Raw genomic sequence first — 21,198 nt, forward strand, 5'->3', positions numbered from 1 at the left:
CCTGAAGCGCGGGAAAAATCATCGACAGAGGAACTCACCTGAATCTTCAGATTCACGTCAGGTAAGACGATTAAGGTGCTGCACGATAATCATCAAGGAGGTGCCAGATGCGGGTTCTATTGGTCGAGGACGCACCGGGGTTGGGGGAGGCGGTGCGCGAACAGATCGCCGATGACGGCCACGCCGTCGATTGGGTGCAGCGCCTGGAGCTTGCGCGCAACAGTGTGCGCACCACCCCTTACGACCTGATCCTGCTTGACTTGATGTTGCCGGACGGTCGTGGGTTGGATTTTTTGCGTCAGCAGCGTTCCGCAGGAGATGCGACGCCAGTGATCATCCTGACCGCCCAGGATCAGATATCCGAGCGTATCGCCGGCCTCAATGCCGGGGCCGATGATTACCTGGTCAAACCGTTCGACCTGTTTGAGCTATCGGCCCGTGTGGCTGCGGTGGCCCGCCGTTACAGCGGCAACCCCAACCCGCAGATCAGACTCGGCGAACTGCAGATCGACATGAGTGCCCGTACGGTGTTACGGGCCGGCGCGACGGTGGACCTCACGGCGCGGGAATGGGCGCTGTTCGAGGCATTTATCCAGCGCCCCAGCGCGTTGCTGTCCAAGGCGCAGCTCGAAGAACGGTTGTACGCATTCGGTGCCGAAATCGAGAGCAACACAATCGAGGTTTATATCAGCCGGTTGCGTAAGAAACTCGGGCGCGACCTGATTGAAACCGTGCGCGGCATGGGTTACCGGTTGATGTCCGCATGAAATCGTCCAGCCTGCAAAGACGTCTCGGTCTGGGCTTGACCCTGGGCATGACCTTGCTTTGGCTGGGGGCGACCGTCGGCGCCTGGCTGGTGGTGCAACATGAGTTGAACGAGGCATTCGACAGCGCGCTGGAAGAGACGGCGCAACGCATCCTGCCCCTGGCCGTACTGGAAATCAGCAAACGGGAAAAGCCCGATGAGACACAACACGTGGCCCCGCTGACAACGCACAAGGAATACCTGACCTATCTGGTGCGTGATGCCAGTGGCAAGATCCAGATGCAATCCCACGACGCCAATCCGAATATCTTCAACAAACAACCGGCTGAAGGTTTCTCCACCACTGATAAATACCGTCTGTATGGCGCCAGTGCGTTGCGGGAAACACTGTTCATCGAAATCGCCGAGCCCCTTGGTCATCGCCGTGAGGCCGCGCGGGAAGCCTTGTTTGCCTTGCTGTTGCCGCTATTGGCGCTGATTCCCATCAGCCTGTTGGGCACCTGGTTATTCGTGCGCATCAGCCTGCGCAGCGTATTGGCCTATCGTCGAGCGGTGGAGGCCCGTGGGGTGGGTGATCTGTCGCCGATCAAAACGTCGCGCCTGCCGGCCGAAATCGATCCGCTGGCTGACGCGGTCAACCATCTGCTGGAGCGCTTGCGTAAGGCCCTGGAGGCCGAGCGCAGTTTTACCGCCAATAGCGCTCATGAACTGCGCACGCCACTGGCCGCGACCCTGGCGCAGGTCCAGCGGTTGCGTCACGAAGCGCCCGAGGGCCCGTTGCGAGTGCGCGCGGCAAAGATCGAAAACTCGTTGCGCGAGTTGGCGCGGCTCTCGGAAAAGCTCATGCAACTGGCCAAGGCCGAGGGCGGTGGGCTGTTGTCCGAAACGCCCCAGGATCTCGTTCCGTTGCTGGTCCATGTGGTTGATGAGTGGAACCATAGCAGCGCTCGCCACATCGAGCTGCAGTTGCCCACCCAGGCCAGTGTGTACTCGGTCATTGATCCAGACGCTTTCGGTATTCTGTTGCGCAACCTGATCGAGAATGCGCTGAAGTACGGTGCAATGGATCAACCGATCGAAGTCAGCCTCACCGACCAGGCGCTGCTGCGGGTGGTCAATGGCGGCCCGGTGGTGCCGGCACCCATGTTGCAGCACCTGACCGAGCGTTTTGTGCGCGGTCACAGTGAAGCGAGCGGGTCAGGGTTGGGGTTGGCGATTGCCAAAACCATTGTGCAGGGGGTCAATGCGCAAATGATGCTGGTGTCGCCGGCAACAGGTCGACAGGAGGGATTCGAAGTCCGCGTCTGGTTACCGCTCGTATCCACTGTCGAAGGCTGAGGGCATGCTTGGCATGTGCTCACTGTTCGCCACGATTTTCTCTGGCTGCCCCTAGGCTAAGAGGTCCGGGCAGAATTACTGCACTGATCTCAGTGCCAGGTTGACATGTGTAAAAGTATTATCGCTCAGCAACCAATAGCAACGACTGCGGCACCGGACTTTGCGGATGCTGCGGCTCCTGCAGGCTGGCCAGCCGAAAACCGGCCATGTCCAGTGCATTGAGCCAACTGGACAAGGTGCGCGAGTACCACGGCATGGGTTGCCACTGCCCCTTGAACCCGGCGAAGGTCTCTTCCCGCCAACCGTCCTGATAGTCGCCCGCCGCCGCGGTCCACGGGTGCAGCGTCTGGATTACCAGCGCGCCACCGGGGGCGAGCAGGGCGTTCATGGCGGCGAGCAGGGGGATGATGTCCTGCTGCAACAGGGCGAAGTTGGCGCAAATCAGGTTGTAGTGGCTTCCGATGTCCACTTTCGCCTCCACCAACGCTTCATAGCTCGCCAAATGCACCTGCGCAGAGCCCGCCGCCCGCGCCGCCTCGACCAGCGTCGCATCGCCATCCACTCCGACCGCCTCGATGCTCCGTTCAGCCAGCGCACGCAACAACCATCCTTCGCCGCAACCCAGGTCGAGCACACGCTCGGGCTGACGACCCAGTATCGCCAGCAGGATGGCCTGGTCGGTGACGGTGAGGCGGCTTTCGATCGCTCCAGTGCGGATAGCCTCGATCCAGGATTGGGCATTGTGGTGCCAGCTCTGGAGGAGGATGGATTCGGGGGCGGGCATTTTGATGTCCAGAGTAATGGGGTGGATGGAAGGATAGGACAAGTGCGGGGCCTTGTTGGGGAAAGAGCTGAACCGGGGCAATTGCAGGGATAAAACTCGTGTGCCTGTGACGGTCTGTCGATTGCTACACACAGTCGTTCGGCATGATCTAAGCTCCTCAAGGTATGGCTTTTCGAGCAGGGGTTTCCATGCGAAACACACCTGAAAACAGTCTGAAAATAGCGTTGAAAGCCTGTAGAGACAGCTTTGTTTCTGTTGGCTTTTTCAGCTTTTTCATCAACGCGCTGATGCTCGTTCCCACCTTCTATATGCTTCAGGTGTATGGACGAGTGGTCACCAGCGGAAGTCTGACGACCCTGGCGATGCTGACGCTAATCATGACCGGGTTGGTGGTAACACTCGGTTCCCTGGAATGGGTGCGTTCACGCATCATGGTTCGGGTCAGTACCCGGCTGGATGTGTTGCTGGGTCGCCAGGTCTATAAGGCCAGTTTCAAACGGGCGCTGGAAAGTGGCGGCATGGATGCTTCAGCCCAGTCGCTCAACGACTTGACGGGCTTGAGACAGTTTCTCTCCGGTAATGGACTATTCGCCTTTTTCGATGCGCCCTGGTTGCCTATCTATGTTGCTGTGATGTTCATGTTCCATCCCTGGTATGGCTGGGTAGCGGTGGGCAGTGCGTTGGTGTTGTTATTGCTCGCGTTTCTCAATGAGAGGTTGACGGGGCCGACACTTGCCCAGGCTAACAAGGAACATATCAGCGCGACGCTCCACACCACGAAAAATCTGCGCAACGCTGAAGTCATCGAGTCCATGGGTATGCTTGAAACCCTGATGGACCGTTGGGGGCGTCGCCAAAGACATGTCCTGATGCTGCAGTCCGGGGCGAGTGATAGAGGTGGCATCATCAGCACGCTTTCCAGGTCCTTCCGGATCCTGGTGCAATCGCTGATCCTGGGTCTGGGGGCGTACCTGACCGTGGATCACCAGGTGGGGCCAGGCATGGTGTTTGCCGGGTCCGTGTTGCTAGGGCGCGCATTGGCCCCCATCGATCTGATCATCGGCAGCTGGAAGGGCTTTATTGCAGCCCGTTCGCAGTACCGCCGCCTCAACGACATCCTCGACAAACAACAGGCTCAGCCCGAGCGTATGTCATTGCCTGCGCCTCAGGGGCATGTGCAGGTGGAGAATTTGATCGTCGCGGCACCTGGCTCGAAAACCCCGATCATCAAAAACTTAAGTTTCAGCGCACCTGCCGGCTGCATAGTCGGAATCATCGGTCCAAGTGCCGCGGGCAAGTCCACCCTGGCCAGGGCGCTGATGGGGGTATGGGGGCCGCAGCATGGGGTGGTCCGGCTCGATGGCGCGGACATCAGCGCATGGGACAAACATGAACTTGGGCCGTACATCGGTTACTTGCCCCAGGACATTGAATTATTCGAAGGCAGCGTCAGCGAGAACATTGCCCGCTTCGCCGAGGTCGATTCCGAGAAAGTCGTTCTGGCGGCCAAGTCTGCCGGCGTTCACGAAATGATTCTGCTGTTGCCCGATGGCTATGACACCGTCATTGGCAGCGATGGCGTCATGCTGTCGGGAGGGCAGCGCCAACGCATCGGCCTGGCCCGTGCCCTGTATGGCAACCCGCGGCTGATTATCCTCGACGAGCCCAATTCCAATCTCGACGAAGTCGGTGATCGCGCCCTGGCGGTGGCTATCCAGCAGCTCAAGCTGACAGGTGCAACCCTTTTTGTGATTACCCACCGAACCAACATTGTGTCCCAACTTGACCGGCTGATGGTGATGAGTGATGGCGCTATCAGTCTCTATGGACCACGCGAACAAGTGCTGGCCGAACTCGCGCAGCGGGCACAAAAGCACGCCACGCAAGCAGGCGCAAGCGTGGCTTCGGTGGCTACTCGCAAGGGTGATGCCGATGAACAGTACGATGCTCACTCGTCAAACAGATAACTTCGCCGACCTGGCGGTATCTGATCGAAAGATCCGTCGCCTGGGTTTTGGCATTTTATTGATGACCTTCGGGGTATTCGGCACTTGGGCGGCGGTCGCACCGATCGATGGCGCGGCTTACGCGCCTGGCGTGGTCACCGTGCAGGCTTATCGGAAAACGGTGCAACACCTCGAAGGTGGCATCGTCAAAGAGGTGTTGGCCCATGACGGTGACATCGTCAAACAAGATGACCCGCTGATTATTCTCGATGATGCCCAGCTGCGATCCGAATACGAGATGACCCGAAGCCAGCTCATTGCCGCCAGAGCCATGGAGGCAAGACTCAAGGCTGAGCGGGACAATCTGCCAGTAATTGGCTTTGACGTCATGAGCGATCCCGACAGCCTGCGAGGTGCCGAAGCGCGCCAGGGCGAGACCCAGGTATTCAACGCACGACGGGGGTCACGGCTGGGCCAGATATCGGTGCTGAAAGAGCGCATTGGTCAGTTGAATCAACAGATCAAGGGGCTGGAGGCGATGATCGGGGTCAAGGGCCAACTGAATAAATCCTACAGCGGTGAAATCGTTGAATTGACCGACCTGTTGTCGCAAGGATTCGTCGACAAACAACGTCTGCTGGAGCAGCAGCGCAAGCTTGAAATGGTCAAGTCCGAATTGGCCGACCATCGTTCGACCATCACCAGGACGCGCCTGCAGATCAATGAAACACAGCTGCAGATTCTACAAGTCGATAAAGACTTCAATGCCGATGTCGCCAAACAATTGGCCGATGTCCAGACCAAAATCTACGACCTGCAAGAGAAGGCTTCCGCGCTGGAGGACCGGCTCAGCCATATCATCATCCGCGCACCCGAGTCGGGCATGGTGATTGGCATGACGGTGCATACGATTGGCGGCGTCGTGCGCTCGGCGACGCCTTTGCTGGACATTGTTCCCTCGGTTTCAGCACTGGTCATAGAGGCCCAGGTGGCGCCGGTCGATATCGATCGCATCGCCATCGGCAAGCGTGCCGATATCCGTTTCGGCGCGTTCAACAGTGCGACCACGCCGGTGATCCAGGGCGAGGTCATCAGTGTTTCGGCGGACCGGCTGGTCAACGAAAAGACAGGGACTCCCTATTACCTGGCGCGGGTCCGGGTCACCGAAGCCGGCGTGCGCGCCTTGGGTGATCGCAAATTACTGCCGGGGATGCCTGCGGACGTGTTGATCATCACGGGGCAACGCACGCTGTTGCAATACCTTCTGCAGCCGGCCCGCAATGTCATCTCTCAAGCGATGATCGAGGAGTGATCATGCGAGCGTCGACAGTTCTGCTGGGCGGGGCGTTCATGTTTGCCGCGGGTGCCGTTCTGGCGCAAACCACTGAAGCAAAGCCGACCGGGGTCAATGCCTCGACGTATTCCACTGATCTCATGCAGTTGTATCGCGAGGCCCGGCTGGAAGACCCGCGAGTATTGGCCTCGTATGCGCGAGTGAAGGCGGGCGAGGAACATCAACGCGAGGCCCTGGGCTCGCTGTTACCACAGGTAGCGCTCAACGCCGGGCAGAACCGGATTCATCAGGAGAGCGACCTGGTGCAGCGCAGTTACGATAGCGAAATCTACAGCCTGTCGCTGCGTCAGTACCTCTACAACAAGGCCGCGTGGGAGAACTACCAAAGATTCAAAAGCCTGGCCAAGCAAACCGAATCAGAAGCGCAGGAGGCCCAGGCTGAGGCCACAGTGGATTTGGCCCAGCGTTACTTCGCCGCGTTGGCGGCCGAGGATGAACTGGAATTGGTAAGGGCGGAGCGTCAAACCACGCAAAAGAGTCTGGACAGAGTCAATGCGTTGTACGAAAAGCAGCTGGCGTTGATTACCGATCAGCTCGACCTCAAGGCCCGGGTCGATTTGCTGGCGGCGCAGGAACTGGATGCCCAGAACCAAGCCAGCATCACGCGCGAGGCACTGGCGGAAATCGTCGGCCGGCCGGTCAAGGAGAAGCTCAACCGGATTCGCGATGACGTGCAACTACAGGTCTCGACACAGAGTCTTGAAACGTGGGTCCGCGAGGGGGTAGCGCAAAACCCGGCGCTCAAGGCTAATGAAAGTGGTGTCGAGGCAGCAGGCGCTGCGTTGCGTGGCGGCAAGGGCGGGCACTATCCGACCGTGAGCCTTTCTCTGAGCGCGCAGCAGACCAACGAGGGCTACAACAACTCCCTGGCGCCGCGTACCGACAGTTATGTCGCCGGTATTGGCGTGCAAGTGCCGCTGTACAGCGGCGGCTCAACCTCGGCGCGGGTGCGTGGGCTCTACCAGGATCAGATCGTGGCAGAGCAGCAACTGGAAGCAGTTCAGCGCCAAGTGGTCAAGGAGATCACCACCGCTTACCTGACCGCCAACTCGAGCGCAGAAAAGATCAGTGCGAGCCGGCATGCCTTGGCCTCGGCACAACTGTCCAGAGTGGCGGCAGAGAAAGGACTCAGTTACGGAATGGTCAATGCCGTCGATGTACTGACCAGCGTACGCAACGAATTCCGGGCTCGTCGTGATCTGCTCAAGACGCAATACGACTTCGTCACCAATGTCTTCACGCTCAATCGCTGGGCGGGCAAGCCGCCTGTCGAGAGTGTCGAAAACGTCAATGCCTGGTTGAGCCCCCGCAGCTCCAGCCAAAAACTCGCATCCCCCTGATCCTGCCAGCAATACCGACGTCGTATACCTCTCTCCAGCCAGGCTGGTTTTCCAGTGCATGCCCACGGGCCTGGGGCTGGCTTGTGGGGGCTCGGTGATATAGGCCTTCGCCGATAAATTGACGACGTTTTTATTCTCATACTTTCTTTTTCGCCATTCGTCGGTTAATTGACGATTTTGGTCGAGGGTAGACCTTGGCCGCAGGTCGCCGACGGCGAGTCTAAGACCTTGATTTCCTAGGGGGAAGGCTCCTCTTGGGAGCATTGGCCGGGCTACCCGCAGGAGGCTGAGTCGACGACTGGCGGATGTCTGGGCCGGCAGCGCGCTGGGCTGGCCTAGACTCAGTTGAGCGGTTCGAGGGAGCACGTCATCAAACGCAACCTATTGATGATTATTCCTATTTCTGTTGTTTCGATGGCTTTTGCCCGGCTTCTGGGAACGTCCGCAATCCCTGCCGGTGCAACGGGTGGAAGTGTCCCTCAGGGCTAATACCGAGTGGGCACTGTCAAGGCCTGTCGGCGCTCGCATCTGTCCTTCAATGGTGGGTGGTCAGGTGAATGAGCTGCTGATCCAGGAAGGCCAACGGGTGGAGGCCATCGTGCATTTTTCAAGGGAGTCAGGACGGTAATGACGACCCAAATAAAACCAATAAGCGTGATGCTGATCGACTGTCGTCCTCTTGTGCTGATGGGCCTTCAGGACTTGATCAACGCCCGCAAGCCTCAGATGGAAGTGAGCGGGCAGGCCACTACCTATACCAAAGCGCTGGATCTTGCCGATCAGTTGCGTCCCGATGTCATTTTTTTCAGTTTCTTTCCGGATGCGCTGAACCCGTTGGCGGTTGTCGCGGGGCTCGCCCGCAGCGCCGAAATCAAAGTGCTGGTGCTCAAGAGTCTGTACGAAACCGTCCCCGTTGCCCAGGCGATAGAGGCGGGCGCACGCGGCGTCGTGCTGGCGGAAGACCCGACGGAATCGATCATCCGAGCCATCATCCAGGTCCATCATCGTGACATCGGGCTGGATAGAGCCTGGGTTGGTGGGCTTTCCGACTATGTCGCGACCGGGCATATACCCTTGAAATGCAATTCGGAGCAGGCGAAACAAGCGCGATTGACGCTGCGTGAAAGGGAACTGATTCGCGCCATCGTGGGGGATCCGTCTGCCAAATACATGTGCATCGCCGGGCGCCTGGGTATCAGTGAGCACACCGTGCACAACCACCTCAGTAACATTTATCAAAAGCTTAATCTCGTTAACCGTATCGACTTGCTGATATACGCACAGAAGCACGGGCTCACCAACAATGAAGAACCGCCCGAGTCCACTTGGGTGGAACTGCATTGAATTTCTTTGGGGCGCCCAGGCCGTCACTGTGTCGCCGTCCGTGAATCCCATATCAGACCTGTAAGGCATGCGAGGGTGGTTTCTACGCCACCCTCGCATTCTTTTACGCGCGCGCTTCCTCAGGCGCTGCCATGGACAATGTCGGTATTCAGCAGATCGACTCCGACCAAGGTGATGGTCGTGATTTGTCCGCCCGTTTCGGCAATCGTCACGATGCTGTTTGCGCCGCTGTTGTCGATCGACTGCACAACGGCGTTCTGGTCGCCGTTGAGCACCAGCGTGTCGCGCAGGCCTGCGCTCGCATCGAAGCCGGTGATCTGGTACTTGTTTTGGGTGAATGACAAATCGACGTTGAAGGCATCCCGCTGACCGGCCGTACCCGCCAGCGTGAAGTCGAAGGTGGTGCCCAAGTCGTTGGCGAACAGGTTGGCGTCAAACGTACTCGTCGCCGAGTCCCCATCCTTGTCCGTCAGCGTCGCGTTGAACGCCAGCTTGACATCGCTGGCCAGGTTCTCGGTCTGCTGAATGAACTGGATCACCGGGATCTTGACGTCGCCTCGACCCATTGTGAGCTGAACCGCGTCGATCAACTTCGTGCCCTGCTGCTGAACGAGGAAGGACACTTGTCCGCCGGCCTCCGGTGTCAGGGTGTTCACCTCGGTGAGGTTCGAGAAGGTGCCATCCTCGTAGTAGATCCGGTAGTACAGGTCCTCGGTCGCCGTGTTGTAACCCCCGACGGAGTTGTCGATGAAGACTTTCATCCCCGTCAGCAGGCTCTCCGGATTGATCACGAAACTTTCATCGGCATTGCTGATGGCCGCCAGGCTGTCTCCCTGGAGAATGTTATTGCCGACGCCGATGCCGGACGTGCTGACGTTCATGGCCGCCGAGTCGATGTACGAGGGCAGGGGGGTGGTCTGTAGCTGGGCTTCGGTAGGGTCGGGTTTACCGAGCCCGATACCGCTCAGGATGTCCGCCGTCGACGCCGTTGCCTTGGCGGAAAAGAACACAATCTCCTCGGATGGCGAAGGAATCGTCGGCGGATTCTGCGTCGGGATCAACAAGGTGCGCACTGGATCCGGGCCGCCGGCACTGAGCGAGCCGTCGGCACTGCTGAGCACGATCGTCGAACTGAAGCCTTGCACCAGGTCCAGTGTATAGCTGCCATTGGTATAGGCGGTCAGCGTGTAGTCGACGCTGGTATTCGCGGTGGAGGCGTTGTTGTCGAAATCGCCGGTCAACGTCCCTGCGAAGTGGTAGGCACCATTGGCGTCCGGTGAGGGCGACTGCTCGGTGAGCGTGCCGGTGCCGGTGGTGGTCGTGTTGTCTGGCCTGACGAGGGTGAACTGGTTATTCACCAACGAAATATCCAGCCCGGTTGCACCCAGTCCGTCGGCTCCGGTCGAATGATCCCAGTATCCTTGTTGTGGAAGGACACTACCGGTGCCGATCAGGTTGCCGAAGGCGAGTGATGGGCCGTCGTCCTTGAACACCAGGTTCTGCCCGATGTTCAGGGTCGCCTGGGCGCTGTCGCCGTCCCCATCGGTCTTGGTCGCTATCAGCGTCACCAGGTTGTCCGCCGACAGCGTCGTCGAATCATCGGGATTGCTGGCGTTGGGATGCACCACGGCGCGGAGTTGGTCGAGGGTGACGTCGCCATTGGCGGCGACACTGGCGGTGAACACCAGCAAGTTGCTGGTGGCCGTGCGGCCTTCGACCACGCCGCCGTTGAGCGACAGGTTCACCGCTTGGCCGCTGGCCGTGTCCACCAGCCCGGAGGCACCCACCACTACGCCCAGCGCATAGGTCAGGGTGCCAGCCCCATCGGCGCCAAACGCCGAGGTGAAGTTGGCCGCGAGGCTCTTGGTATCGTTGGTCGCCAGCACCGTCTCATCGACTGTCAGCGTCGGTTCCGTGCCGGTGGTGCTGATGCTGGGCCCGTCGTCCTTGAACACCAGGTTCTGGCCGATGTTGAGGCTCGTGTGGGCGCTGTCGCCGTCCTTGTCGGTGATGGTTGCCGTCAGCGTCACCAGGTTGTCCGCGGTCAGGGTCTTCGAATCATCGGGATTGGTCGTGACGGAATGCACCACGGCGCGGATCTGGTCGAGGGTGACGTCGCCATTGGCGGCCACGCTGACGGTGAACACCAGATCGTTGCTCGTCGCCGTGCGGCCTTCCACCACTGCGCCGTTAAGCGACAAATTCACCACTTGGCCGGTGGCCGTGTCCACTAGCCCGGAGGCACCCGCGACCACGCCCAGCGCATAGGTCAGTGTTCCTGCACCGTCAGCGCCATACGCCGAGCTGAAGTTGGCCGCGAAACTCTGGGTATCGTTGGTGGCCAGCACCGTTTCGTCGACCGTCAGCGTTGGCTCGGTGCCTGTGGTGCTGATGCTTGGCCCGTCGTCCTTGAACACCAGGTTCTGGCCGATGTTGAGGCTCGCTTGGGCACTGTCGCCGTCCTTGTCGGTCTTGGTTGCCGTCAGCGTTACCAGATTGTCCGCGGTCAGGGTCTTCGAATCATCCGGATTGGTGGTGTTGGGATGCACCACGGCGCGGAGTTGGTCGAGGGTGACGTCGCCATTGGTAGCGACGCTGACCGTGAACACCAGCAGGTTGGTCGTGGCCGTGTGGCCTTCGACCACGGTGCCGTTGAGCGACAGGTTGACGGCCTCGCCCGTGGCCGTGTCCACCAGCCCGGAGCCACCGGCGACCACGCCCAGCGCATAGGTCAGCGTGCCCGCGCCATCAGCGCCAAACGCCGAGCTGAAGTTGGCGGCAAAGCTCTGGGTGGCGTTGGTTGCCAGTACCGTTTCGTCCACCGTCAACGTTGGTTCCGTGCCGGTGGTGCTGATGCTCGGTCCGTCGTCCTTGAACACCAGGTTCTGGCCGATGTTGAGGCTCGTATGAGCGCTGTCGCCGTCCTTGTCGGTGATGGTTGCCGTCAGCGTCACCAGATTGTCCGCGGTCAGGGTCTTCGAATCATCCGGATTGGTGGTGTTGGGATGCACCACGGCGCGGAGTTGGTCGAGGGTGACGTCGCCATTGGTAGCGACGCTGACCGTGAACACCAGCAGGTTGGTCGTGGCCGTGTGGCCTTCGACCACGGTGCCGTTGAGCGACAGGTTGACGGCCTCGCCCGTGGCCGTGTCCACCAGCCCGGAGCCACCGGCGACCACGCCCAGCGCATAGGTCAGCGTGCCCGCGCCATCAGCGCCAAACGCCGAGCTGAAGTTGGCGGCAAAGTTCTGGGTGGCATCGGTCGTCAGCACCGTTTCGTCCACCGTCAGCGTTGGCTCGGTGCCGGTGGTACTGATGCTCGGTCCGTCGTCCTTGAACACCAGGTTCTGGCCGATGTTGAGGGTAGCCTGGGCGCTGTCACCGTCTTTGTCGGTCTTGGTCGCGGTCAGAGTCACCAGGTTGTCCGAGGTCAGGCTCTTCGAATCATCCGGATTGATTGGGTCGGAGTGCACCACGGCGCGGAGCTGATCGAGGGTGACGTCGCCATTGGCGGCCACACTGACCGTGAACACCAGCAGGTTGCTGGTGGCGGTGCGGCCTTCGACCACGGTTCCGTTGAGCGACAGGTTGACGGCCTCACCGGTGGCGGTGTCGGTCAGCCCGGAGCCGCCGGCGACCACGCCCAGCGCATAGGTCAGCGTACCCGCACCGTCAGCGCCAAACGCCGAGCTGAAGTTGGCGGCAAAGTTCTGGGTGGCGTCGGTGGCCAGCACCGTTTCGTCGATTGTCAGCGTCGGCTCCGTGCCGGTGGTGCTGATGCTCGGCCCGTCGTCCTTGAACACCAGGTTCTGCCCGATGTTGAGCGTGGCGTGGGCGCTGTCACCGTCGCCATCGGTCTTGGTTGCCGTCAACGTCACCAGGTTGTCTGCGGTCAGGGTCTTCGAATCATCCGGATTGGTCGCATCGGAATGCACCACGGCGCGGATCTGGTCGAGGGTGACGTCGCCATTGGCGGCAACGCTGACGGTGAACACCAACAGGTTGGTGGTGGCCGTGCGGCCTTCCACTACGGTGCCGTTGAGCGACAGGTTGACCGCCTCATTGGTGGCGGTGTCGGTCAGCCCGGAGGCTCCTGTGACCACGCCCAGCGCATAGGTCAGCGTGCCGGCACCGTCAGCGCCAAACGCCGACGTGAAGTTGGCGGCAAAGCTCTGGGTAGCGTTGGTCGCCAGTACCGTTTCATCGACCGTCAGGGTCGGCTCGGTGCCGGTGGTGCTGATGCTCGGCCCATCGTCTTCGAAAATCATCTTGGAGCCGATTTCGGCGGTTGACGTGCTGGACTGCAGCACCTTGAAACCGCCAATGTCGAAGTCAGCGTGCGTCTTGTCGCCGCTCTTGTCGGTCAGCAACCCGGCGTTCTCGATCATCACGCGGTTGTGGTCGGTCGCCGTGCTGTAGGTGATCTGCGAATCGGTCGGAACGCCGGTGATCAGCACCGTGCCGTCGGCGTTGTAGGTGATGACGGCGCTGCTGACGGTGGCGCCCGCGAACGTCTTCACGGTGACACTGCCGTTGATGATCGCGACCTTTTCGGTGCTGTCGTTGGCGTAGCTGTTGACGAAGTTGACGCCGCTCTGCGACCCGCTGACGTTGTCGGCGTTCTTGACAGCGGTGAGCAAGAGCTTCGCGGTTGTACCGCCCGTCTCCTGTACGACCTTGAAGGTCGCGGAGCGGGCGCCGAAGTACTGGGTGAAGTCGATGTTCGCTTCGACACCTGCTTCGCCCGGGCTCAGGTTGGGGATCGTGAAGTCCGCCTTGGCTCCGGTGACGAAGCTGAAGCGCAGGCCTTCCTGTTCGGTGATCGCCTGGTTGTTGGTGCCCAGGGTTGTGCTGCCGCCGCCCTGGCTGCTGTTGACCGTGTCGGCGCTGGTGATGGCGGCACTGCTTGCCGACTGATCCAGCGGATCCCTGCCGGTGACGACGATCGAGACACCGGGAATCCGGCCGTTCGCATCGGCCGTCGCGCCCGCGGTCGTGAACATCAGGAACAACTGCTGGCCCGACGGCGCATTGGCCAGACTGAATTCCGCATCCTGACCGGCTCCGATGAACACCTTGTTCAGCAGATTGACCGCATCGTCGGGGTTGCTGGCGTCCGGATGTTTGAGGGGTTGGTACTCCACAGTCCAGATTTTTCCGCCCGAGAGCGGCGATCCGGTTTCTTCGATATAGGCCGCGAACACGATCGCGCCGGTTGGGCCTCCGGCTCGGCCCAGAAGGATGTTGTCGTTTGTATCGGTATACAGAAGGATGCTGGTGCCATTGATAGTATCCAGTCCGCTGTCCACGCCATTGAGCGCTGCGCCTGTGCTGTCGACGAAGCTGATATTGGTAATGGTTGCTCCGGGGTCAGCGCTGACGCTGAACGCATTGCTGCCGGTATTGCCTGCGGCACCGGTGTAGCCACTCAAGGCTGCACCTGTTGCGGTACCTGCACCCAGTGCGGTCAAACGGGTAGAGAAAGTCGAGGGCAGGGAGGCCAGCAGAATGTCGTTGTCATCAGCGTCCCCCGCAGGGCTTGGCGTGGCGGTGCTGTTCTGCAATCCGGTCGTTTCGTCCAGTGTAACGTTCGCGCCGGAGGCCACAACGCTTAGAGCGTTGACGGTAACCGATGTTGTCACCACTGAGTCGAGGGTTGAAATATATAGGGGGGCAGGATCGCTCGTTAGCAATGAATTTTGCTCGCCAATAGCAGCCATGACTTTCTCCAGAGCAATTGCGGTCATCGAGGCCTGACCGTTGACCATTGGTCGCAACTATGGAGAAGCGCCGGGGATTGCACATCAGCCGAAACTCCCACGCGGGGTGGGAGTTTCAGACTAGTCGTGCTCGTCGGAGGCCTGCCGCAGGGTGCCCAGTGTTCAAGTCTTGTGGTGTTCGAGCGCTCACAGCGAATGCGATCAGTGCGGATCTGATATTGGCACTGCAAAAAAATGCGAGGGTGGTTTCCACCACCCTCGCATCCTTTACGCGTGCGCTGCCTCAGGCGCTGCCATGGACTATGTCGGTATTCAGCAGATCAACCCCGACCAAGGTGATGGTCGTGATTTGTCCGCCCGTTTCGGCAACCGTCACGATGCTGTTTGCGCCGCTGTTGTCGATCGACTGGACAACGGCGCCCTGGTCGCCGTTGAGCACCAGCGTGTCGCGCAGCCCTGCGTTCGCATCGAAGCCGGTGATCTGGTACTTGTTTTGGGTGAATGACAAATCGACGTTGAAGGCATCCCGCTCACCGCTCGTACCCACCAGGGTGAAATCGAAGGTGGTGCCCAAGTCGTTGGCGAACAGGTTGGCGTCGAACGTACTCGTCGCCGAGTCCCCATCCTTGTCCGTCAGCGTCGCGTTGAACGCCAGCTTGACATCGCTGGCCAGGCTCTCGGTCTCGTGAGTGAACTGGATCGTCGGGATCTTGATCTCGCCCCGGGCCATCGTGAGCTGAACCGCGTCGATCAGGTTCGTGCCATTGCTCTGAATGAGGAAGGACACCTGTCCACCGGCCTCCGGCGTCACGGTGTTCACCTCGATCAGGTTCGAGAACGTGCCATCCTCGTAGAAAGCCCTGTAGTACAAGTCCTCGGTCGCCGTGTTGTAACCCCCCACGGAGTTGTCGATGAAGACCTTCATGCTCGTCAGCAGGCTTTCCGGATTGATCACGAAGCTTTCATCGGCAGCACTGATGGCCGCCAGGTTGTCTCCCTGGAAGAGGTTATTGGCGACGCCGATACCGGACGTGCTGACGTTCATGGCCCTCGGGTCGATGTACGACGGCAGCGGGTTGGTTTGTAGCTGGGCTTCAGTGGGGTCGGGGGCCCCGAGCCCGATGCCGGTCAGGATGTCCGCAGTCGACGCCGTTGCTTTCGCGGAAAAGAACACAATCTCCTCAGATGGCGAAGGAATCGTCGGCGGATTCTGCGGCGGGATCAACAATGTGCGCACCGGGTCCGGGCCGCCGGCACTGAGCGAGCCGTCGGCGCTGCTGAGCACGATCTCGGAACTGAAGCCTTGCACCAGGTCCAGTGCATAGGTGCCATTGGCAAAGGCGGTCAGTGTGTAGTCGACGCTGGTATTCGCGGTGGCGGCGTTGTTGTCGAAATCACCGGTCAGAGTTCCTGCGAAGTGGAACGCGCCGTTGACGTCCGGTGAGGGCGATTGCTCGGTGAGCGTGCCGGTCCCGGTGGTGGTCGTGTTGTCTGGCCGGACGAGGGTGAATTGGTTATTCACCAACGAAATATCCAGACCGGTTGCACCCAGTCCGTCGGCTCCGGTCGAGTGATCCCAGTACCCTTGCTGTGGAAGGATGCTACCGGTGCCGATCAGGTTGCCAAAGGCGAGTGTAGGGCCGTCGTCCTGGAACACCAGGTTTTGTCCGATGTTCAGGGTGGCATGGGCACTGTCGCCGTCCTTGTCGGTGATGGTGGCGGTCAGGGTCACCAGATTGTCCGAGGTCAGACTCGTCGAATCATTCGGATTGGTTGGGTCGGGATGCACCACGGCCCGTTGCTGGTCGAGGGTGATATCGCCATTAGCCGCCACGCTGACGGTGAACACCAGCAGGTTGGTGATGGCCGTGCGGCCTTCGACCACGCCGCCGTTGAGCGACAGGTTCACCGCCTCACCGGTAGCTGTATCCGTCAGTCCGGAGCCTGCGGCCACCACGCCCAGCGCATAAGTCAGCGTACCGGCACCGTCGGCGCCAAACGCCGAAGTGAAGTTCGCCGCGAAGTTCTGGGTGGCGTCGGTCGTCATTACCGTTTCGTCAACCGTCAGGGTTGGTTCCGTGCCGGTGGTGCTGATGCTTGGCTCGTCGTCCTTGAACACCAGGTTCTGGCCGATGTTCAGTGTCGCATGGGCACTGTCGCCATCCTTGTCGGTGATGGTGGCGGTCAGGGTCACCAGATTGTCCGAGGTCAGCGTCTTCGAATCATCCGGATTGGTTGCGTCGGGATGTACCACGGCGCGGATCTGGTCAAGGGTAACGTCACCATTGGCGGCGACGCTGACGGTGAACACCAGATCGTTGCTAATCGCCGTGCGGCCTTCCACGACTGTACCGTTAAGCGACAAATTCACCGCTTGGCCGGTAGCGGTATCGGTCAGCCCGGAACCGCCCGCGACCACGCCCAACGCATAGGTCAACGTACCCGCACCGTCAGCGCCAAACGCCGAGCTGAAGTTGGCGGTAAAGCTCTGGGTGTCGTTGGTCGCCAGCACTGTTTCGTCGACCGTCAGGATTGGCTCCGTGCCAGTGGTGCTGATACTTGGCCCGTCATCCTTGAACACCAGGTTCTGGCCGATGTTCAGCGTCGCATGGGCGCTGTCGCCGTCCTTGTCGGTGATGGTGGCGGTCAGGGTCACCAGGTTGTCCGAGGTCAGGCTGGTCGAATCATCCGGATTGGTGGCATCGGGATGTACCACGGCGCGGATCTGGTCGAGGGTGACATCACCATTGGCGGCGACGTTGACGGTGAATACCAGATCGTTGCTAATCGCCGTGCGGCCTTCCACGACTGTACCGTTAAGCGTCAAATTCACCGCTTGGCCGGTAGCGGTATCGGTCAGCCCGGAACCGCCCGCGACCACGCCCAACGCATAGGTCAACGTACCCGCACCGTCAGCGCCAAACGCCGAGCTGAAGTTCGCCGTAAAGCTCTGGGTATCGTTGGTCGCCAGCACTGTTTCGTCGACGGTCAAGGTTGGCTCGGTGCCGGTGGTGCTGATGCTTGGCCCGTCGTCCTTGAACACCAGGTTCTGCCCGATGTCGAGGGTCGCATGGGCACTGTCGCCATCCTTGTCGGTGATGGTCGCCTTCAGGGTCACCAGATTGTCCGCCGACAGGCTTGTCGAATCATCCGGATTGGTTGGGTCGGGATGCACCACGGCCCGTTGCTGATCGAGAGTGACGTCACCGTTGGCGGCGACACTGACGGTGAATACCAGCAGATTGGTGGTGGCGGTGCGGCCTTCGACCACGGTGCCGTTGAGCGACAGGTTGACCGCCTCACCGGTGGCGGTGTCCGTCAGCCCGGAAGCACCCGCTACTACGCCCAGCGCATAGGTCAGGGTGCCCGCGCCATCGGCGCCAAACGCCGAGGTGAAGTTGGCGGCAAAGTTCTGGGTAGCGTCAGTCGTCAGTACCGTTTCGTCGACCGTCAGTGTTGGCTCCGTACCGGTGCTGCTGATGCTGGGGCCGTCATCCTTGAACACCAGGTTCTGGCCGATGTCCAGGGTTGCATGGGCACTGTCACCATCCTTGTCGGTGATGGTGGCGGTCAGGGTCACCAGGTTGTCCGCCGACAGGCTTGTCGAATCATCCGGATTGGTTGGGTCGGGATGCACCACGGCCCGTTGCTGATCGAGAGTGACGTCACCATTGGCGGCGACACTGACGGTGAACACCAGCAGGTTGGTGGTGGCCGTGCGGCCTTCGACCACTGCGCCGTTGAGCGACAGGTTGACGGCCTCACCGGTGGCGGTGTCGGTCAGCCCGGAGGCACCCGCCACCACGCCCAGCGCATAGGTCAATGTGCCCGCGCCATCAGCACCAAACGCCGAGGTGAAGTTGGCCGCGAAGTTCTGGGTGGCGTCAGTGGTCAGCACCGTTTCGTCCACTGTCAGCGTCGGTTCCGTGCCGGTGCTGCTGATGCTGGGGCCGTCATCCTTGAACACCAGGTTTTGCCCGATGTTGAGCGTGGCATGGCTGCTATCGCCGTCCTTGTCGGTGATAGTTGCCGTCAGCGTCACCAGGTTGTCCGAAGTCAGACTCGTCGAATCATCGGGGTTGGTGGCGTCGGGATGCACCACCGCCCGTTGCTGGTCGAGGGTGACGTCACCGTTGGCGGCCACGCTGAGCGTGAACACCAGCAGGTTGGTGGTGGCGGTGCGGCCTTCAACCACGGTGCCGTTGAGCGACAGATTGACGGCCTCACCGGTAGCCGTATCCGTCAGCCCGGAGGCACCGGCTACCACGCCCAGCGCATAGGTCAGCGTGCCCGCGCCATCAGCACCAAACGCCGAGGTGAAGTTTGCGGCGAAGTTCTGGGTGGCGTCGGTGGTCAACACCGTTTCGTCGACCGTCAGTGTTGGCTCGCTGCCGGTGGTGCTGATGCTGGGCCCATCGTCCTTGAACACCAGGTTCTGCCCGATGTTGAGGGTCGCGTGGGCACTGTCGCCGTCCTTGTCGGTGATGGTGGCCGTCAGCGTCACCAGATTGTCCGAGGTCAGGCTCGTTGAATCATCCGGATTGGTCGCATCAGGATGCACCACCGCCCGGAGTTGGTCGAGGGTGACGTCACCGTTGGCAGCGACGCTGACCGTGAACACCAGCAGGTTGGTGGTGGCTGTTCGACCTTCGACTACTGTGCCGTTGAGCGACAGGTTGACTGCCTCACCAGTGGCCGTGTCGGTCAGCCCGGAGCCACCCGCGACCACGCCCAACGCATAGGTCAGCGTACCGGCACCATCGGCGCCAAACGCCGAGCTGAAGTTGGCGGTAAAGTTCTGGGTAGCGTCGGTGGTCAGTACCGTTTCGTCCACGGTCAGCGTCGGCTCCGTGCCGGTCGCACTGACGCTCGGCCCGTCGTCTTCGAAGATCATCTTGGAGCCGATTTCGGCGGTCGAGGTGGAGGCTTGGCGCAGCGAGAAGCCGCCGATATCAAAATCGGCGTGGTTATCGCCTCTGGCGTCGAGGGCCGCGCCGTTCTCGATGAGTACGCGGTTGTGATCCGATGTCGTGGTGTATTCAATCTGGTAGCCGGCTTTAATGCCGGTGAGTGTTGCAACCCCACCCGTAAAGCTGATGGTGATGGTCGGATCATTCACCGAGCCGTCGGAATTTTCGATCACCAGCCCGGTGCTATTGTTGATGACTTGAACATTGGTGATGGCAACCGGCGTGTCATTCGCATAGCCGTTGATGAAATTCGCGCCAGGTTCAGCGGCGGTGTTGAATGCGCTGATTTTTACCACCGCACTCTTGCCGCTTTGCAACTGCACGACGTCGAAATTGGCCGATGTCGAATTGTAGACACCGGTAAAGTCGATGTTGGATTCAACATCGGCTTCGGTCTGGCTAAGGTTGGGAACGGTCACATCCTGCCTGGCACCGGTGACGAACGAAAAGCGGATGCCTTCCTGTTCCACAATCATCTGGTTATTGGTGCCGATGGTGGTCGGGCCACCGCCCTGGCTGGTATTGATCGTGTCGCCAGTGTTTATGTTGGCGCCACTCGACTGGTCTGCGGGATCCTTGCCGGTGGCGATGATGGTGGGATCGGTGATCCGTGTGACACCATTGATAACTTCAGTTGTCGGGTTCGCTTTCGTGAACATCAGGAAGAGGTTCTGACCGGAGGGCGCACCGGCCAGGCTGAATCCCAGGTCCTGACTGACTCCGACGAACACCTTATCCTGCAGATTGAGCGAATCATCGGGGTTCGTCGCATCTGGATGCTTGAGCGGTTGGTATTCCACGGTCCAGATCTTGCCGCCTGAGACCGGCGATCCGGTTTCTTCGATATAGGCAGCGAACACGATCGCGCCGCTTGCGCTTCCGGCTCGGCCCACAAGGATGTTGTTATTGTTCGTATCGGTGTAGAGAAGGATGCTGGTGCCATCGAGGGTATCCAGTCCACTGTCCACGCCGTCGAGCGGTGCGCCAGCGCTGTCGACGAATCTGATATCGGTGACGCCGGACGGGTCGGTGAGGGTGAACGCATTGCTGCCGGTGTTGCCCGCGGCACCGGTATAGCCGCTCAAGGCCGCACCCGTTGCAGTACCTGCCCCCAGTGCGGTTAAGCGGGTAGAGAAAGCCGAGGGCAGGGATGCCACCAGGATATCGTTATCGTCAGCGTCTCCCGCGGGGCTTGGTGTGGCGGTGAGGTTCTGCAACCCTGCCGTTTCGTCCAGCGTAACGTTCGCGCCGGGCGCCACGCTCAGAGCGTTGGCCGTAATCGAGGTTAAGTTGAGGGAGGTTGGATCGCCCGTTAGCGATGAGTTTTGCTCGCGAATAGTCATGACGTTCTCCTGAGCAATTACGGTCATTGAGGCCTGACCATTAACCTCTGCAACTATGACTAATCGCCGGGGATTGCACATCGGCCGAAACTCCCAAGCGGGATGGGAGTTTCGGCCTACGTGGGAGGGGGAAACGGGATGAGGACGCGAAGACGTGCTGTCGCATATTCCGTTTGTGAATGAGCACATGCTGCTGATGCTCGCCCGGACTTTAACCGGCAGCGCATCGAGCTGAGTGTGAGCCAACTCAGGTGGCTACTGGAACTGCAAAAAACAATGAGAGGGTGGTCTGC

At 60.3% G+C, this 21,198-nt stretch carries 9 protein-coding genes; 6 read left to right on the forward strand and 3 right to left on the reverse strand.

Going from position 1 to position 21,198, the window contains the following annotated elements; all coding sequences use genetic code 11:
- Positions 1 to 107: 107 nt before the first annotated feature.
- Positions 108 to 767 (forward strand): response regulator transcription factor, encoded by a 660-nt coding sequence (locus J3D54_RS21755; RefSeq protein WP_253422512.1) that lies wholly within the window; start codon positions 108 to 110, stop codon positions 765 to 767.
- Positions 764 to 2,104: a HAMP domain-containing sensor histidine kinase gene (locus J3D54_RS21760; RefSeq protein WP_253422514.1), complete on the forward strand. Its 1,341-nt coding sequence runs from the start codon at positions 764 to 766 to the stop codon at positions 2,102 to 2,104. Before J3D54_RS21755 ends, J3D54_RS21760 begins: the two co-directional genes overlap by 4 nt.
- A gap of 118 nt (positions 2,105 to 2,222) precedes the next feature.
- Here J3D54_RS21760 and J3D54_RS21765 read toward each other — a convergent pair whose 3' ends face one another.
- On the reverse strand, positions 2,223 to 2,888 hold the full coding sequence (locus J3D54_RS21765) for a trans-aconitate 2-methyltransferase (protein WP_253426706.1): 666 nt from the start codon (positions 2,886 to 2,888) through the stop codon (positions 2,223 to 2,225).
- Between the two features lie 188 nt (positions 2,889 to 3,076).
- Between J3D54_RS21765 and J3D54_RS21770 the strand changes: the two genes are divergently transcribed.
- From J3D54_RS21770 to J3D54_RS21785, 4 genes are all read left to right on the forward strand, one after another.
- Entirely contained in the window at positions 3,077 to 4,855 is a 1,779-nt protein-coding gene (locus J3D54_RS21770) for a type I secretion system permease/ATPase (protein WP_253422516.1), read from the forward strand.
- Positions 4,833 to 6,146, forward strand: coding sequence for an HlyD family type I secretion periplasmic adaptor subunit (locus J3D54_RS21775; RefSeq protein WP_253422518.1), 1,314 nt, complete (start codon positions 4,833 to 4,835; stop codon positions 6,144 to 6,146). Before J3D54_RS21770 ends, J3D54_RS21775 begins: the two co-directional genes overlap by 23 nt.
- 2 nt (positions 6,147 to 6,148) lie before the next feature.
- On the forward strand, positions 6,149 to 7,528 hold the full coding sequence (locus tag J3D54_RS21780; protein WP_253422520.1) for a TolC family outer membrane protein: 1,380 nt from the start codon (positions 6,149 to 6,151) through the stop codon (positions 7,526 to 7,528).
- A gap of 627 nt (positions 7,529 to 8,155) precedes the next feature.
- Entirely contained in the window at positions 8,156 to 8,872 is a 717-nt protein-coding gene (locus J3D54_RS21785) for a LuxR C-terminal-related transcriptional regulator (RefSeq protein ID WP_253422522.1), read from the forward strand.
- Positions 8,873 to 8,991: 119 nt separating this feature from the next.
- Here J3D54_RS21785 and J3D54_RS21790 read toward each other — a convergent pair whose 3' ends face one another.
- Positions 8,992 to 14,592: a DUF5801 repeats-in-toxin domain-containing protein gene (locus J3D54_RS21790; RefSeq protein ID WP_253426708.1), complete on the reverse strand. Its 5,601-nt coding sequence runs from the start codon at positions 14,590 to 14,592 to the stop codon at positions 8,992 to 8,994.
- A gap of 283 nt (positions 14,593 to 14,875) precedes the next feature.
- Positions 14,876 to 20,905 carry a DUF5801 repeats-in-toxin domain-containing protein gene (locus J3D54_RS21795; RefSeq protein WP_253422524.1) on the reverse strand — a complete coding sequence of 2,010 codons (6,030 nt, stop codon included), beginning with the start codon at positions 20,903 to 20,905 and terminating at the stop codon, positions 14,876 to 14,878.
- Positions 20,906 to 21,198 lie beyond the last annotated feature (293 nt).

It is taken from the genome of Pseudomonas sp. GGS8 (genome assembly GCF_024168645.1).
GTDB lineage: Bacteria > Pseudomonadota > Gammaproteobacteria > Pseudomonadales > Pseudomonadaceae > Aquipseudomonas.

What these genes read in the sequence shown, in the direction of transcription:
- J3D54_RS21755 (WP_253422512.1), top strand. Translation starts at nt 108, where the DNA reads ATGCGGGTTCTATTGGTCGAGGACGCACCGGGGTTGGGGGAGGCGGTG.
- J3D54_RS21760 (WP_253422514.1), top strand. Translation starts at nt 764, where the DNA reads ATGAAATCGTCCAGCCTGCAAAGACGTCTCGGTCTGGGCTTGACCCTG.
- J3D54_RS21765 (WP_253426706.1), bottom strand. Translation starts at nt 2,888, where the DNA reads ATGCCCGCCCCCGAATCCATCCTCCTCCAGAGCTGGCACCACAATGCC.
- J3D54_RS21770 (WP_253422516.1), top strand. Translation starts at nt 3,077, where the DNA reads ATGCGAAACACACCTGAAAACAGTCTGAAAATAGCGTTGAAAGCCTGT.
- J3D54_RS21775 (WP_253422518.1), top strand. Translation starts at nt 4,833, where the DNA reads ATGCTCACTCGTCAAACAGATAACTTCGCCGACCTGGCGGTATCTGAT.
- J3D54_RS21780 (WP_253422520.1), top strand. Translation starts at nt 6,149, where the DNA reads ATGCGAGCGTCGACAGTTCTGCTGGGCGGGGCGTTCATGTTTGCCGCG.
- J3D54_RS21785 (WP_253422522.1), top strand. Translation starts at nt 8,156, where the DNA reads ATGACGACCCAAATAAAACCAATAAGCGTGATGCTGATCGACTGTCGT.
- J3D54_RS21790 (WP_253426708.1), bottom strand. Translation starts at nt 14,592, where the DNA reads ATGGCTGCTATTGGCGAGCAAAATTCATTGCTAACGAGCGATCCTGCC.
- J3D54_RS21795 (WP_253422524.1), bottom strand. Translation starts at nt 20,905, where the DNA reads ATGACTATTCGCGAGCAAAACTCATCGCTAACGGGCGATCCAACCTCC.